Below are 15,231 nucleotides of genomic sequence, written 5' to 3' on the forward strand. Positions count from 1 at the left end.
TCCTAGTGTGACAGGAGGCCTTTTACACGGATGTTCTAACCTTTTCCGTACTTCCAGTTGGGTTTATCAATTGTTTGGCTTGGCGGTCTGCCGATATAATGAAGGAATGTGAGATTTGCGGCATAAGAAGGGGGGCTGACGGTGAAAACGCGGTTGATAGAGAGTATACGTTCCTTAAGTTACGGCAGGCCGAAAAAGCTAGCTTTTAAGATTCCATTCGCCTATTTCGTGGTGATTTTGCTGACGGTCGGATTTAGTTATATGGTGCTGGACCAAATGGCGACGAATTCGGCTCAGAAGAAAATTAATGAGGCCTCGCTGCAAACGGTGACATCGATTCGCACAAACGTAGATTTAATGATTGAGAACGTCAACAACTATTCGAAAATGATCTTCTCGGATCGCAATTTACAGAACCTGCTCCGGCAAGGGGACGTTTACGCCAACCTGCAAACGCAGTCGAAGGTCAGCTCTTACCTGTACAATCTCATGCAAGCGGTTCCGATCATCGACTCCGTGCACATTTATGATCAGGCAGGGCATCGCTTCACCGTAGCGACCCAGGAATTGCCGACGTACATGGAGGTGGATATCAAAGATGCCCCATGGTATGACCAGGTGGTGAGCAACAAAGGAAAATATATTCTGAGACTGGATCACCGCCGAGGACTGGCAGAATCCGCCGACGGCAATATCATCTCTTTTATTCGCTTGATTCGCGACATCGACAATACAGCCCCACTCGGGGTGTTGGTTATAGATATCAAGGACGACGCTTTGGTTCAGGCTTATTCAAACCTGCAAAACGGGAGCTCCTTGCAGATTGCGATTTTAGATGAGAACAATCAAACGATTGTAGCGGATGCCACCAATGAGCAAGGCAGTGCCGCATTGGATGAGCTGCTTGAAACGAACAAGGGGATGCTGGCGGAACAATTTCAGCAGATGGACTCCGGTTCTCTGTCCATGGAGTTGGGTTCCCGGAAATATACCGTGACCTATCTGTCGGGCGGACCTTATAACTGGAGGTTTGTGAGCATCTCGCCGCATAACTCCATGGAGTCGCGCAACCAATCGCTGGTGGTATTGACGTTGGTCTTGTTGATTATTAACGGCACCATCTTCTTCGTCAGCTCCTTCGTGATTTCACGCAGTATCATTAAACCGATTCAGAAGCTGCTTCGGGCCATGAATAAAGCGCCTAGCGGCAATTTCATGAAGGTCCATGCGGAGCCGAACAGCTATGAGCTGGATCAGCTGTATACCGGTTACAATCGGATGATCGAGCAAATGGATCAGCTGCTGAAGCGCGTCATCGAAGAGCAGAAGACGATACGTAAAGCGGAGCTGAATGCGCTCCAATCCCAAATCAAACCGCATTTCTTGTATAACACCCTGGACTCGATCACATCACTTGCGTTATTGGGGGATAACGAACAGGTCTGTGATTTGATTGAGGCGTTGGGGAGCTATTATCGACTCAGCGTTAGCAAAGGACAGGACGTGATCCCTGTCGAGGAAGAAATTGAAATCGTTCGCAATTACTTAAAAATCCAAAGCGTACGTTATCCGGATGTATTTGAGGCCCAGTTCCAGGTGGAAGCGGAATGCGGCCAGACCTCAATTCCGAAGTTGGTCCTTCAACCGCTGGTAGAGAACTCGCTCTACCATGGCATTCGGCCTAAAGGGACGAAAGGGGTCATACGGATCACCGCGAAGCAAGTGGACGGATCGGTGATCCTCTCGATCGCGGATGATGGCATCGGCATGTCACAGGAGGAGATCGAGCAAATTCTGTTTACGGAAAGACAAGGTCAGATTAAGAGTTTTGGCTTGTGGGGCACGATGGAGCGCCTGCGTATTTTTTATGAAGACAAGGACGTATTCCATATCGAAAGCGAACCGGGAACAGGAACTACGATAACGTTAATTCTGCCGAATGGAGTAGATTCGCCATGGAAAAGTTGAAGGCTCTGATCGTTGACGATGAACATTTGATTCGGAAATTGATTCGCATGCGCATTAACTGGGAACAGGAAGGCTTCGAAATCGCTGGGGAAGCTTCGAATGCCCAGGAGGCCATGGAGCTGGTGGAACAGCAGAAACCGGATGTGATCCTCACCGACATTTATATGCCGGTCATCGACGGGATTGAGTTTAGCCGAAGCGTAATGGAGAAGCACCCGCAGATCAAGATTGTCGTAGTGAGCGGTCATGATGAGTTTGAGTATGCGCAGCAGAGCATCAAAATTGGGGTGTTCGATTTCCTGCTCAAACCGATCCGGGCGGCGGATTTGTTGCATGTCACCCGCAAGCTTAAACAGAAAATCGAGGAGGAACGATCCCGGGAGGGGGAGCTGGCGAGACTCAAGGAAGAGCTGGCTCGGAATCTTCCTTATCTCCGGGAGAAGTTCCTGCTGCAGTGGTTACAAGGGACGCTTTCCCGGGAGGAGATCCGGGAGCAAGCGGAATATTTCCAGCTCCCCGCCTTCCGGCAGGAATCTCCCTATCAAATCGCCGTTGTCGAAATCACTCCGCTGGCGGAGAAACACACTGAAGAGCAGTTGATTCTGCTTGGGATGGCGTGCAAGCGAAAGATGGAGCTGTTCTTTCAAGGGGATCCTTTTGTCACCACGCTGTCGGACACGCGTAACCAGTTTGTTCTGATTTCCTTTCGTCCAGAGGGGGATCTGGCCCGGATCTGCGAAGCGTTGATCAACCGGTTAACCGGTTCTCCGAAAGGGCTGGTTACCATCGGAATCGGGCGGAAACGCCATCGCCTGCAGGAGGGTCATCTAGGATACCAGGAAGCGTGTAGTGCCATCCGCTATAAAGCGTTCGTGGGGAATAACCAGGTGATTTGCTATGAAGACATGGTGGATAGTCGTGAGGAAACGTATCGATCTAACCCGGAGCTGCTGCGGCAGCTGCAATTCTACATCAGCGTGGGTTCCTCAGATCGTGCCGCGGAGATGCTGGAGCACATCTTTGACGTTGCCTTCTCCAGCGTGTCCCAGTTTCGTATGGCGGCGATGGATGTTATTCATGAATGCCAACGCGCCGCGATGGAGCAGCAGCTCGAAGGTGAGCAGGGGCTGGACAAAGAAACGCTGGTGTCGATCATTACCGCCGATAATTTGCCGGAGCTGGTGCAGACCTTGAAGGGCTATATCCTTACTGTCTCGGAGGCCATCCATGCAAGAAGGCAAACGAAGGAAGGAAACTTGATCCATCAGGTGCAAGCGTATCTGGAACAGAACCTGGGCGACCCCGGGGTCGGATTGGCCAGCACTGCGGCGGCTTTTTTTGTCAGTCCGGGTCATTTGGGCCGGCTCATGAAGAAAGAAACGGGGCAGACCTTCGTCGAGTACTTAACCAACCTGCGGATGAAGAAGGCGGAAGGCCTGTTAAAAACTACGGATCTCAAAGGTTACGAGATTGGCGAACAGGTAGGCATTACGGATCCGCATTATTTCAGTATCCTCTTCAAAAAATCAACCGGTCGATCCATGAATGAATATCGAAACGCAAGATGACGAGAGAGGAATGCTTGAATTCTCAAAGGGGATGCTCGATTTGTGAATGGAGTAAGCGCTGTCATTCCCCTTAAAATAGCCATAGATGCATCGAATCTAGTTGGGAGGTCAAAGAGATGAAAGCGTTGTTAAAAAGATCCATGAGTATCGTTCTTGCATTAGGTCTGGCCGGAAGCTTGGCCGCATGTTCGTCCAATTCTTCCGAAGGAAAGTCTTCGGAAGGAAGTGGAGGCGGCTCCATCAAGCTGACACTGTGGGACCAATCTGTAGGGAACACGGACCCGTCAGCGAAATTGCTGCCGCAAATCATCGAGAAATGGAACAGCGAGCATCCCGACGTCCAAATTGAACGGACCGGTACAACCGGCGAACAGTACAAGACCAAAATCAAGACGTCGCTGGCGGCGAATGAAGCACCGGACATTTTCTACGGCATGGGCGGCGGCAGCTTCATGCAGCCTTATATCGAATCCGAAAACGTACTGGAGATCTCCAGGTATCTGACCGATGAAATCAAGTCGAAGATGGCACCGGGGATGGCGGAAGCGATCGAAACGGACGGTAAAATCTATACCCTGCCTGTTTACACCCATATTGCCAACCTTTACGTAAATACCGAGTTGTTTGAGAAAGCGGGAGCTAAAATCCCGACAACCTACACCGAACTGCTTGATGCGGTAGAGAAGCTGAAAGCGGCGGGAATTACGCCGGCACTCATCGGCGAGAAGGACCGTTGGCCGGGCATGTATTGGTACGACATGATCGCGATGCGTCAAGCTGGACATGACGCCGTGATCGAAGCCTTTAAAGATCCAGCCAAATGGGATTCGCCGGATTTCGTTGCTGCCGCGGCCAAAATGCAGGAGCTAGCGAAGGTGGGCGCATTCAACAGCAGCATGCTGAGCATGAGTTATGATGAGATGCTGGGCGCATTTAATGCAGGCAGCGGCGCGATGATGTTCCAAGCGAACTGGGTGAATGCCGGGATTGAGGACCCGTCCTCGGCGACCCAAGGCAAGGTTCAAGTCATTCCATTCCCGGTGTTTGAAGACGGGAAGGGCCAAATTACCGAAATCTTCGGCGGAGCCGTTGATGGGTTTTATGTCAGCAGCACCACGAAACATCCGAAAGAAGCAGTTGATTTCTTGATGTACCTGAGCGAGCAATTGGGCACGCAGGGCTATCTGGCGGGGGCAGGCCTGCCAAGCTGGAACATCGATGGGCTGGATACCTCGAGCCTGTCCGAGTTGGACAAATCGGCAGCCGACATTATGAAGACGGCTACCTCGTTTATTACCTGGTGGGATAATATTCTTCCTGCTGAATCAGCGGAAACGCATAAGAACCTGATTGCCTCGCTCCTGGCCGGCGACATTACGCCAGAAGAGTTCTGCAAACAGATGGCGCAGCTTAAACCAACGGAACTAACTCTATGATCCTTGAATAATCTCAAATCAGACGTGGTCAGGGGAAACCCTGACCACCATCTTTGAGAGGAGAACTCACGATGAATTCAGTTTTTTCGAATAAGACCGCGATAGCGATATTTGTTCTTCCTACCCTTCTCATCTTTTGCGGGATTGTATTAGTTCCGATTTTCGTTTCGAGTTATTACAGCGTGTTGGACTGGAATGGTGTCGGCAAAGGTACTTTTATCGGACTGGATAACTATGTGGAGATGTTCACCGATGCCCGAGCGCTCCATTCAATCCGGAACTCCTTCCTGTTTGCGGCAGCGTCCATCTTCATTCAATTGCCGATTTCGTTGTTGCTTGCCTTGATCCTGGCCTCCTCGGTAAAAGGCGAAGGCTTTTTTCGGACGGTGTACTTTATTCCGGTATTGATTTCTACCGTGGTAATCGCGCAATTATGGTCCAAAATCTACAATGCGGATTACGGACTTTTAAATACATTGCTGAATGATATCGGTCTTTCCGAGCTGGCCCAAGACTGGCTTGGACAGAAGAAGACCGCGCTTGCCGCATCGTTTATTCCGACCCTGTGGCAGTACGTCGGATATCATATGCTGCTGATGTATGCCGGAGCGAAGTCGATCTCGCAGGATATTCTCGAAGCGGCCAAAATTGACGGGGCTTCCCGCATCCGAACCGCCTTTTCCATTATGATCCCGCTGATGAGGCCAATCCTTAAAGTCTGCCTCGTCTTCTCGGTGATTGGAGCCTTTAAGGTATTTGATCTGGTGTATGTTCTCACGGGCGGGGGTCCGTTGTTTGCAACCGAGGTGCCAAGCACCCTGATGTACACGACGATTTTTAATACGTATCGATATGGTTACGGCAGTGCGATATCCGTCTTTATTATCCTGGAATGCTTAATATTTACGGTATTGATCAATAAATTCTTTAAGACCGAATAGGGGTGAGCGTGTGAATACTGCAGAAGCAAGGTTGCCCAAGAAACCGTCCTTCCTTGGGAAGTTCCTGTTGCAATTCTTTTTAGTCATCGTGGCGATTGTTCAGATTTACCCCCTCATTTGGCTTGCGTTCTTCTCCTTGAAAGACAATAGTGAGATCTTCAGCGGGGATGTGGCGGGATTTCCGAAGAAGCTCCTCTGGAGCAACTATGCCAAGGCGTTATCGGACGGCAACGTCATGAGTTACTTCGCAAATAGCGTGTGGGTGACCGCTGCCTCCATTATCCTGGTATTGATCTTATCTTCGATGGCGGCTTATGCCATCACGAGAATGAATTGGAAGCTGAGCAATTTGACGATGACGTTGATCCTACTTGGGATGATGGTTCCAATCCATGCAGCGCTGCTGCCGTTGTTTATGGTTCTAAAGAATCTGCATCTGCTGAATACCTACTGGTCGTTGATTATTCCCTATGTCGCTTTCGGAATCCCGATGGCCGTGTTCATTCTCGGCAGCTTCTTCAAGGGGGTTCCCCGCGAGATGGAGGAATCCGCGGTCATCGACGGATGCGGCATCTATAGAACCTTCTTTCATATTATTCTTCCGTTGATTCGTCCCGCCATCGCTACCGTAGCGATCTTCACGTTCCTCTCTTGCTGGAACGAGCTGATGTTTGCGGTGACTTTCATCAATGACGCGCACTATCAAACATTGACGGTCGGGATGATGTCGATGGTCGGAACGTACATTACGCAATGGGGAATTATCGGGGCCGGGTTGATGATTACGACCGTTCCAACCGTAGTCATCTATTTGCTGCTGAATAAGCAGGTTCAACAAAGCATGATTGCAGGCGCAGTCAAAGGATAAAGTCGTGAAGGGAGAACAGAGGATGAAAGCAACGATCACGGTGAACGCCGACCAATCGGTGGGTACCATCAGCCGCCATATTTATGGGCACTTTGCCGAGCATCTCGGCCGCTGCATTTACGAGGGCATTTGGGTAGGTGAGGATTCGCCGATTCCGAACACTCGCGGCATTCGGAACGACGTACTTGAGGCGCTGCGGGGTCTGAATATCCCGGTTCTGCGCTGGCCGGGAGGCTGTTTTGCCGATGAGTATCACTGGAAAGACGGAGTGGGCCCGCGGGAGCAACGTAAACGGATGGTGAATACGCATTGGGGCGGCGTCGTGGAGAATAATCACTTCGGTACGCATGAATTTTTTGATCTGTGCGAGCTGCTGGGCGCAGAGCCGTACATTTGCGGGAACGTTGGCAGCGGTACAGTGCAAGAGATGCAGGAATGGGTCGAGTACATGACCTTTGACGGCGAATCGCCGATGGCGAACTGGCGGCAGGCGAACGGACGGGAGAAGCCTTGGCGGCTGAAGTACTTTGGCGTCGGGAATGAGAACTGGGGCTGCGGCGGGAACATGCGGGCTGAATATTACGCCGACGAATACCGCCGGTACCAGACGTACGTCCGGAATTACGGCGAGAACCGGCTCTACAAGATCGCAGGTGGTGCCAATGTCGATGACTACCACTGGACGGAGACGCTTATGCGCCAAGCCGGCGCCTACATGGACGGCCTCAGCCTGCATAACTACACGGTGCCGGGAGGATTTGAAGTTAAACGTCCGGCGCTGGGCTTCGAGGAAGCAGAGTGGTTCGAGACGATGAAATTGGCGCTTCACATGGACGAGTTGATTAAGCGGCATTCGGCGATCATGGACCAATACGATCCACAGAAACGGGTTGGCCTGATTATTGATGAGTGGGGGAACTGGTTCCAGGTAGAGCCGGGGACTCATCCGGGCTTCCTCTACCAACAAAACTCGATGCGGGATGCGTTGGTTGCCGCTTTGCATTTTCATATTTTCCACCGTCACTGCGACCGCGTCCATATGGCCAATATCGCCCAGACGGTTAACGTGCTGCAAGCGATGATTCTGACGGAAGGCGAGAAGATGCTGCTCACACCAACCTATCATGTGTTCGAGATGTTTAAGGTTCATCAGGATGCCGAGGCGCTGGCCCTTCATCTTGAGGCGGAGGAGTACCGACGGGGGGAGGAGGCCATTCCTCAAGTTAGCGGCTCGGCTTCGAAGCGGGCGGACGGTACGATCGACATCAGCCTGTGCAACGTGGACCCGCAGCAGGAAGCGGCCGTAACTCTGCAGTTGCGCGGATGGGCTGAGGGCAAGAAGGTCACAGGCCGTATACTGACGCATGCCGATATGAATGCACATAACACGTTCGAGGAACCGGAAACGGTGAAGCCGCGGGCATTTGACGGGTTAACATTAAATCATGGGGGCCACTTGGCCGTAACGCTTCCACCGATGTCCGTCGCCGTGCTGACCCTAGCCTAGGTAAGCAGTCACCTTTAATAGATGGGAGGGATGTCGTCAGGATGACCAAGGGTTCGTTAGTGCATCGGGTACCCACTCGGGAGAAGGCGGTCGCTTTTACGTTTGATGATGGGCCGCATCCCATATATACGGAGCAAGTGTTGGAGATTTTTCGGAAGGTAAACGGGAAGGCCACTTTCTGCATGATTGGACAAGAAATAGATAAGTTTGGAGACATCGCAGTGAAGGTTCATACCGCCGGACATGAGATTGCCAATCACACGTATTCACACCCGGATTTGACACGGTTGACACTGGAGGAGGCGCGAGCCGAAATCCTGCTGGGTGATGAGCGAATCCGCCGAGTCACAGGGAAGCCGACAGGTTGCTTTCGACCGCCGTATTTCGCTGTGAATGATGAGATTCTTTCCCTGGCCGCTGAGTTCGGATACGATTCGATTGGTTGCGTTAACGGAGAGGCTAGGGATTGGGAGCAGCCACAACCCGGCGTAGATTATATTCTGGAACATACGCGACCGACGGTCGAGGGCGGAAGTATCTTTTTGTTCCATGACGGATACGGCAACCGTGGGCATACGATCGAAGCGGTCCGGGCACTGGTCAGCGAGCTGGCTGCTGCGGGGTATCGGTTTGTAACCGTTAGTGAGCTGATCGGATTGGCCGAAACCTCATTTCGTAACCGATAACCTTTCTCTGCATCAAACAGGGATCCTCTCAAGAGCAGGTTGATCTAACCTTTTGAGAGACCCTGTTTTTTTTGTTTCTAAAAATAGGTATAGTCCATTTGTTATGTTACATAATATATGCTAGTATTAAATTAAGTAACATTATTCGGAGGGATTCTCTGTGGAGTACGTTAATCCGATTCGAGATCTAGAAACGATACGGGCAATGAAGGAGGAGCTGCGGAAACACTCGGTCAGGGATTTGTTGCTTTTTGTACTGGGGATCAATACGGGGATTAGTTTGATTGACCTGCTTCATCTGACGGTGGAGGATGTGTGTGACGGCCAGAGCCCGAAACAGTTTCTCTATATCAAGGATGAACGAACCGGGGAAGAGCGAGCCCATTATCTAAATAACAATATTCAGGAGATCCTGAAGGAATATGTGTCCATGATGGATTGGAAGCCGGGGGATTACTTGTTTAAGTCCAAGAAGGATTGCGGTCCGATCACCCGCCAGCAGGCTTATCGCATTATCAACCATTCGGCCAGAGAGGTGGGCATTTCGGAGAAAATCGGCACCCATACCTTAAGGAAAACCTTCGGTTATCACGCCTACTATAAAGGGGTGGCCATCTCCATCATCAAGTCGATTCTGCATCATCATTCGACCGCCGAGACCCTGAAATATTTAGGGATCGATAAGAATGAACGGCTGCCGATCAAGGTGGATGTCAATTTATAAGCGTGCAGATGTGAATATGAAAAAAAGAACCCTCCGCACCAAAGGCGGAGAGTTCCTCTATATGAATGGTGTTTAGTTCAGTTGTCCCTCGATTTACGATTCATCAGAACTTTCCCGATGCATCGCGGTTTGAAGGTCCACGTTCTTCAGCTCCGTGACGATGCAATCCGTCACCTGCACCTGAAGCGTCTCATCGTCCTTCATGAATCGGAAAATCCCATTATTGAAGTCGGTATCGGCTTCTTTGAAGAAAATGCCTTCATAAAGCGTATCTTTATGGTGGTTGAAGCTTAGGTTATAACGATCCCCATCTTTGATCAAATAAGCGCGGATTCCCTTTTCATAAATTCCCTCTTCGTCCCGGATATACCGGGCAACCGAAATGAGGTGCAGGTCGACAAAAGGGATTTCCCGGACCAAAGCATTAATGATGGATCCCTTCGTAATTTGTTCCCAACGACTATGGGCGGTTTGCCCCAAAATAATCTGCGTAATGTTGTTCTCACGGGCAACTTCGGCAATGACCTTGGAGACAGGGCGGCTCTCCTTGTCCTTCATAATAAATTGGGCCGTAGCATGGGTATTCGCATATTCTTTCCACTGCTCGATATAGAATACCTTCTCCGCATCCAACTCATCGAAGGGTTTAGGATCAATGGTCAAAATATAGAGTGGAGCCTGCATCAGGTTCGCGATCTTACAGCCGCGTTTGATTAGTCGTTCCCCGTTGGGACCATAATAAACGCAGACTAAAATGCTTTCATTACACGGAGTATCCATTTCGAACTTTCACCTCAAGGCTTATAGTAGAGCTTCCTTTAAACTACGTAAGACTATAATTGATGTTTCATCCCGAGTCAAACCCAAATTGACAGGAATCATTTTCAAGTAAGGAGGAGTGCGTTTGATCCCATTTTATGCCTTCATTTTCCTGCCGTTCATCTTTGCCATTATAGTCCCGTTTCTGTACAAGTATTTAAATCGTCAAGTACATACCGGATGGTTTGTTTTGCTTGTACCTTTATCGATCTTTCTCTATTTCCTTCAATATATCCCCTCCGTGGCCGCCGGGGAAACTTATATGTACACGCTGCCGTGGATCCCAACTTTAGAAATCAATCTGACCTCTTACTTGGATGGGCTAGGCCTGATGTTTGGGCTGCTCATCTCCGGCGTAGGGGCGTTGGTGATCCTCTACTCTATTTTCTATATGTCCAAGGAGCGGGAGGCGCTTCATAACTTCTACGTGTATTTGCTGATGTTTATGGGAGCGATGCTTGGCGTCGTGTTCTCGGACCATCTTTTGGTCTTCTATGGCTTCTGGGAACTAACCAGCGTCTCTTCCTTCCTGCTGATCTCGTATTGGTACGAACGAAGAAGCTCGCGACAGGGCGCGTTGAAGGCCATGTTGATTACCGTGTTTGGCGGGTTCGCGATGCTGGCCGGGTTCATTATGCTGATCCTGATGGCGGACACCTACAGCATCCGGGAGTTAATTGCCAATTTGAATCTCCTCCAAAATCATGAATTGTTCCTTCCGGCTATGCTGTGTGTTTTGGTGGGGGCTTTTACGAAATCCGCGCAGTTCCCGTTCAGCATTTGGCTGCCGGATGCGATGGAAGCTCCAACTCCGGTGAGCAGCTATTTGCACTCCGCCACGATGGTCAAAGCGGGGATCTATTTGGTCGCACGGATGACGCCGATCTTTGGCGGCAGCTCCGTGTGGTTCTGGCTGGTGGCCGGGGTCGGGCTGATTACGCTGCTGTACGGCTCCTTGACCGCACTGAGACAAACGGATCTCAAAGCCTTGTTGGCCTATTCGACCATCAGCCAGCTGGGGTTGATCATGTGCTTGCTTGGCGTTGGTTCGCTTGCGGTCTACTTTGGATCGGGCGAGGAAGGTACGGTCTTTACGGTGGCGACGTTTGCGGCGCTATTCCATCTCTTTAACCACTCTACCTTTAAAGGAAGCTTGTTTATGGTCGTTGGGATTATTGACCACGAGACGGGCCGGCGGGATATCCGCTTCCTGGGCGGGTTGATGCACGTGATGCCGGTCACATTCACGATCGCGTTGGTGGGTGGTTTGTCGATGGCCGGGTTGCCGCCGTTTAACGGGTTCTTAAGCAAGGAAATGTTCTTTGGGGCGGTAAATGAGGTGGCCCATGCCGGGATCTTTGGGCTTAGCAGCCTCGGGGTGTTGTTCCCGATTATCGCGTGGGTGGCCAGCATCTTCACCTTTGTTTATTGCATGATCTTTATCTTCAAAACCTTTGGAGGGAACTTCCGCCCGGAGAAGCTGACGCGGGAGGTGCATGAAGCGCCTTTAGGGATGTTGATTCCTCCCCTTGTGCTGGGCTTGCTCGTCATCCTGATCTTCTTCTTCCCGAATCTGCTGGGCAAGGCGATCCTTATCCCGGCCTTAAGCGCGGTGCTGCCGATGATGGACGTGGCACCCTACGATCTCAAAATCAGCGCTTGGCATGGCCTGAACCTGGAATTGTTGATGACGGTTGGTGTCATTGGGTTCGGGTGGCTGCTCTTCAAAACCGCAAAGCGGTGGATCACGTCCCTGCGCGGTTTCCCGAAGGGGTTCATGTTATCCCACTGGTTCGACCGGGGGATTGAGGAGACGGAGAAGCTCTCAGGTTCGCTGACGAATCGTTACATGACCGGCTCATTGCGGCATTACCTGATTTATATTTTCTCCTTCTTTGTCCTGTTGCTGTTGGGTTCATTGTTAGGGCTTCACGGCCTGCACTTCGATTTCTCGCAGGATGCGCCGATTGGGTTCTTCGAGACAGGGCTGGCAGTCGCTATGATTCTCGCCGCACTTACGGTCTTGCTGGCTGGCAATCGAATTGTGGCCATTGTAGCCCTGGGGGCAATGGGTTATATGATTTCGATGTTCTTCGTCATCTTTAGGGCGCCGGATCTGGCTCTAACCCAAATGGTGGTGGAGACGGTGACGACCGTCCTGTTCCTGTTATGCTTCTATCATTTACCGAAGCTGAAGAAGAACATCGAACGCATATCCTTCAAGTTGACGAATGTGATCATCTCGTTGGCGATGGGCGTAACGGTCAGCCTGCTGGCCTTAGCCGCGAATGGACATAAGCTGTTTGAGCCGATCACCTCCTTCTTTGAAAATGCGTATGAGCTGGCCGGCGCCAAAAATATCGTCAACGCCATCCTGGTGGATTTCCGCGGCTTTGATACCATGCTGGAAATCTCCGTGCTGACGATCGCCGGGTTGGGGGTTTATCTCTTGGTTCATCAACGCGCCAAAAGGAGGGAGTCCAATGAAACCGAATGACGTGATCTTAAGAAGCGTAACCCGCGTTGCTGCTGTGATCATCTTGACCTTCTCGATTTATCTGTTCATGAGCGGGCATCACCATCCGGGAGGCGGGTTTATCGGCGGGTTGAGTACGGCGTCCGCCATTGTGCTGCTTTACCTTTCCTTTGGCATCGAGAAGGTTAGAGAGAATATCCGGCTGGATTTCAAGAAGCTTGCCGCCATCGGCGTGTTGGTCGCGGTAGGGACCGGACTGGCGGGGATCGTTTTTGGTCAGCCGTTCTTAACCCAGACCTTTGGTCATGTTGACCTGCCGATCTTCGGGGATACCGAATTGGCATCCGCCTTGATTTTTGACACGGGCGTAGCTCTGGCGGTCATCGGTACGGCGGTGAACATTATTCTAAGCATAAGTGAGGATCGATAATATGGAGACGCTTATCGTGATTCTTGTCGGAATCTTAGTATCGATCGGAACCTATCTGATTCTATCGAAACAATTGCTGCGAATCGTGCTGGGAGCTTCGATCGTGAGTCATGCCGTGAACTTATTGATCATGACCTCCGGCGGCCTGAAGAAGGGGAGCGCCCCCTTGCTGGGGGAGAAAATGGCCGGGTTTACGGATGCGATCCCTCAAGCTTTGATCCTGACGGCGATCGTAATCAATTTTGCCGTGACGGCGCTAGTCTTAGTTTTGTGTTATCGGGCCTATCAGAACTTCGGGACGGATGACATGGAGCAGCTAAGGGGAAATGAGAATGAATAATTGGTTGATTGCTCCGGTGATTATCCCTTTATTAACGGGGATGCTTCTCATCATTTTTCAGAAAAATATCAAGCTCCAACGAACGCTTAGCTTTCTGGCTTTGCTCGCGGTAGGTGTCATTTCCGTGCTGCTGATGGTTCAGATCAAGGGGAGCGGCATTCAGACGCTGCAATTGGGCGGCTGGGAGGCCCCTTACGGGATCAGCTTTGTGGGCGACATGTTCAGCGCCTTGTTGCTGCTCGCGACGTCCATCGTCTCGGTCTGCTGCTTAATCTATGCCTTTCCTTCAATCGGCCGGAAACAGGAGAAGCTCTATTTCTATCCTTTATATTTGTTTCTGATCACAGGCGTGAACGGCTCATTCTTAACCGGGGACTTGTTTAACCTATATGTCTTCTTCGAGGTGTTCCTGGTAGCTTCGTATGTGCTGATCACCCTGGGCGGAACGAGGCGGCAACTGCGCGAGTCGCTTAAATATATCTTCACGAACGTGATCGCATCGGCGTTCTTCTTGATGGGCGTGGCCTATTTATATTCGATCACAGGCACGCTAAATCTCGCAGACCTGTCGCTCCGTGTAGCGGAGGCGGGCCAGGATGGGCTGATCACGACGGTGGCCTTGTTGTTCCTGATCGTATTTGCCCTCAAAGCCGGGTTATTGCTCTTCTTCTGGTTGCCGGGCTCTTACAGCGTGCCGCCTACGGCCATTGCGGCCATCTTTGCGGCGCTGCTGACGAAGGTGGGGATCTACGCGATCTTCCGAATGTTTACGCTGATCTTCTATCATGAGCCGCAAATCACGCATCTATGGATTGGGCTGCTGGCGGCCGCCACGATGATTTTAGGGGGACTGGGCGCTGTCGGATTTGGGGATATCCAGAAAATCTTAACCTATAACGTGGTGATCAGCGTTGGTTTTATCATGCTGGGGCTCGTTTCTTCCACGCCGGAAGGCCTGGCGGGTTCGATCTACTACCTGTTGCACGATATCCTTATCAAGGCCTTGATCTTCCTTATTGGCGGTACGGTCATCCATTTGACGGGCACTAGCCGGCTGAAGGACATCAGCGGTTTGATCCGGCTGCGCCCTGCACTCGGCTGGATGTTCTTGATCGCGGCGCTTTCGATGGTTGGCATTCCTCCACTAAGCGGGTTTCTCGGCAAAGTATTTACGATTCAAGGGACCTTCGAGGCGGGGGATTACGGGTTTGGAGCCATCGGGCTGGTGGCCAGCTTATTTATCCTGTTTTCCATGATCAAATTGTTTATGAACGTGTTCTGGGGAGAGACGGTCCTGTGTGAGGACGAGGAGAAGGGATCGATGAAGGGGCTCTTGCTCCCGATCGCTCTGCTCACTTTCGCCAGCCTTGCCTTGGGGATTGGTGCGGAAGGAATTGCCCCGTATGTTGCTCAAGCGGCGGAAGAATTGCTCGATCCAAATCTGTACATCCAAGCCGTGATGGATTAA

General features: G+C 51.1%; 13 protein-coding genes. 12 read left to right on the top strand and 1 reads right to left on the bottom strand.

The window, feature by feature from the left end:
• Positions 1–141: 141 nt before the first annotated feature.
• The 8 genes from BN3277_RS09110 to BN3277_RS09145 all read left to right on the top strand — a co-directional run bounded on the left by BN3277_RS09110 (position 142) and on the right by BN3277_RS09145 (position 9,698).
• The gene (locus BN3277_RS09110; RefSeq protein ID WP_059041961.1) at positions 142–1,968 is read left to right on the top strand and encodes a sensor histidine kinase; all 1,827 of its coding nucleotides are present in this window, start codon (positions 142–144) and stop codon (positions 1,966–1,968) included.
• Positions 1,956–3,536 carry a response regulator gene (locus BN3277_RS09115; protein WP_059041962.1) on the top strand — a complete coding sequence of 527 codons (1,581 nt, stop codon included), beginning with the start codon at positions 1,956–1,958 and terminating at the stop codon, positions 3,534–3,536. The genes BN3277_RS09110 and BN3277_RS09115 overlap by 13 nt, the downstream gene beginning before the upstream one ends.
• 116 nt (positions 3,537–3,652) lie before the next feature.
• On the top strand, positions 3,653–4,972 hold the full coding sequence (locus tag BN3277_RS09120; protein WP_059041963.1) for an extracellular solute-binding protein: 1,320 nt from the start codon (positions 3,653–3,655) through the stop codon (positions 4,970–4,972).
• A gap of 71 nt (positions 4,973–5,043) precedes the next feature.
• Positions 5,044–5,913: a carbohydrate ABC transporter permease gene (locus tag BN3277_RS09125; RefSeq protein WP_059041964.1), complete on the top strand. Its 870-nt coding sequence runs from the start codon at positions 5,044–5,046 to the stop codon at positions 5,911–5,913.
• Positions 5,914–5,923: 10 nt separating this feature from the next.
• Positions 5,924–6,781 (top strand): carbohydrate ABC transporter permease, encoded by an 858-nt coding sequence (locus BN3277_RS09130; protein ID WP_059041965.1) that lies wholly within the window; start codon positions 5,924–5,926, stop codon positions 6,779–6,781.
• A gap of 22 nt (positions 6,782–6,803) precedes the next feature.
• Entirely contained in the window at positions 6,804–8,288 is a 1,485-nt protein-coding gene (locus BN3277_RS09135) for an alpha-N-arabinofuranosidase (RefSeq protein WP_059041966.1), read from the top strand.
• A gap of 41 nt (positions 8,289–8,329) precedes the next feature.
• Entirely contained in the window at positions 8,330–8,974 is a 645-nt protein-coding gene (locus BN3277_RS09140; RefSeq protein ID WP_059041967.1) for a polysaccharide deacetylase family protein, read from the top strand.
• Between the two features lie 160 nt (positions 8,975–9,134).
• A complete protein-coding gene (locus BN3277_RS09145) occupies positions 9,135–9,698 on the top strand; it encodes a tyrosine-type recombinase/integrase (RefSeq protein ID WP_059041968.1) in 564 nt (187 codons plus the stop codon).
• 93 nt (positions 9,699–9,791) lie between these two features.
• Here BN3277_RS09145 and BN3277_RS09150 read toward each other — a convergent pair whose 3' ends face one another.
• Positions 9,792–10,478 carry a universal stress protein gene (locus BN3277_RS09150; RefSeq protein WP_059041969.1) on the bottom strand — a complete coding sequence of 229 codons (687 nt, stop codon included), beginning with the start codon at positions 10,476–10,478 and terminating at the stop codon, positions 9,792–9,794.
• Between the two features lie 118 nt (positions 10,479–10,596).
• On the opposite strand from BN3277_RS09150, the gene BN3277_RS09155 reads away from it, so the two are divergent.
• From BN3277_RS09155 to BN3277_RS09170, 4 genes are read left to right on the top strand one after another with little or no spacing between them, the layout of a single operon-like run.
• The gene (locus BN3277_RS09155) at positions 10,597–13,014 is read left to right on the top strand and encodes a Na+/H+ antiporter subunit A (protein WP_089153334.1); all 2,418 of its coding nucleotides are present in this window, start codon (positions 10,597–10,599) and stop codon (positions 13,012–13,014) included.
• On the top strand, positions 13,001–13,423 hold the full coding sequence (locus tag BN3277_RS09160) for a Na(+)/H(+) antiporter subunit B (RefSeq protein ID WP_059041971.1): 423 nt from the start codon (positions 13,001–13,003) through the stop codon (positions 13,421–13,423). Before BN3277_RS09155 ends, BN3277_RS09160 begins: the two co-directional genes overlap by 14 nt.
• Before the next feature lies 1 nt (position 13,424).
• Positions 13,425–13,763, top strand: a complete 339-nt coding sequence (locus BN3277_RS09165) for a Na(+)/H(+) antiporter subunit C (protein ID WP_059041972.1) — start codon at positions 13,425–13,427, stop codon at positions 13,761–13,763.
• The gene (locus BN3277_RS09170; RefSeq protein ID WP_059041973.1) at positions 13,756–15,231 is read left to right on the top strand and encodes a Na+/H+ antiporter subunit D; all 1,476 of its coding nucleotides are present in this window, start codon (positions 13,756–13,758) and stop codon (positions 15,229–15,231) included. Before BN3277_RS09165 ends, BN3277_RS09170 begins: the two co-directional genes overlap by 8 nt.

This window comes from Paenibacillus rubinfantis (assembly GCF_001486505.1).
In the GTDB taxonomy this organism is placed as follows: domain Bacteria; phylum Bacillota; class Bacilli; order Paenibacillales; family Paenibacillaceae; genus Fontibacillus; species Fontibacillus rubinfantis.

Coding starts and splice junctions, on each gene's coding strand:
- BN3277_RS09115 (WP_059041962.1), top strand. CDS start 1,956: ATGGAAAAGTTGAAGGCTCTGATCGTTGACGATGAACATTTGATTCGG.
- BN3277_RS09120 (WP_059041963.1), top strand. CDS start 3,653: ATGAAAGCGTTGTTAAAAAGATCCATGAGTATCGTTCTTGCATTAGGT.
- BN3277_RS09125 (WP_059041964.1), top strand. CDS start 5,044: ATGAATTCAGTTTTTTCGAATAAGACCGCGATAGCGATATTTGTTCTT.
- BN3277_RS09135 (WP_059041966.1), top strand. CDS start 6,804: ATGAAAGCAACGATCACGGTGAACGCCGACCAATCGGTGGGTACCATC.
- BN3277_RS09140 (WP_059041967.1), top strand. CDS start 8,330: ATGACCAAGGGTTCGTTAGTGCATCGGGTACCCACTCGGGAGAAGGCG.
- BN3277_RS09150 (WP_059041969.1), bottom strand. CDS start 10,478: ATGGATACTCCGTGTAATGAAAGCATTTTAGTCTGCGTTTATTATGGT.
- BN3277_RS09160 (WP_059041971.1), top strand. CDS start 13,001: ATGAAACCGAATGACGTGATCTTAAGAAGCGTAACCCGCGTTGCTGCT.
- BN3277_RS09165 (WP_059041972.1), top strand. CDS start 13,425: ATGGAGACGCTTATCGTGATTCTTGTCGGAATCTTAGTATCGATCGGA.
- BN3277_RS09170 (WP_059041973.1), top strand. CDS start 13,756: ATGAATAATTGGTTGATTGCTCCGGTGATTATCCCTTTATTAACGGGG.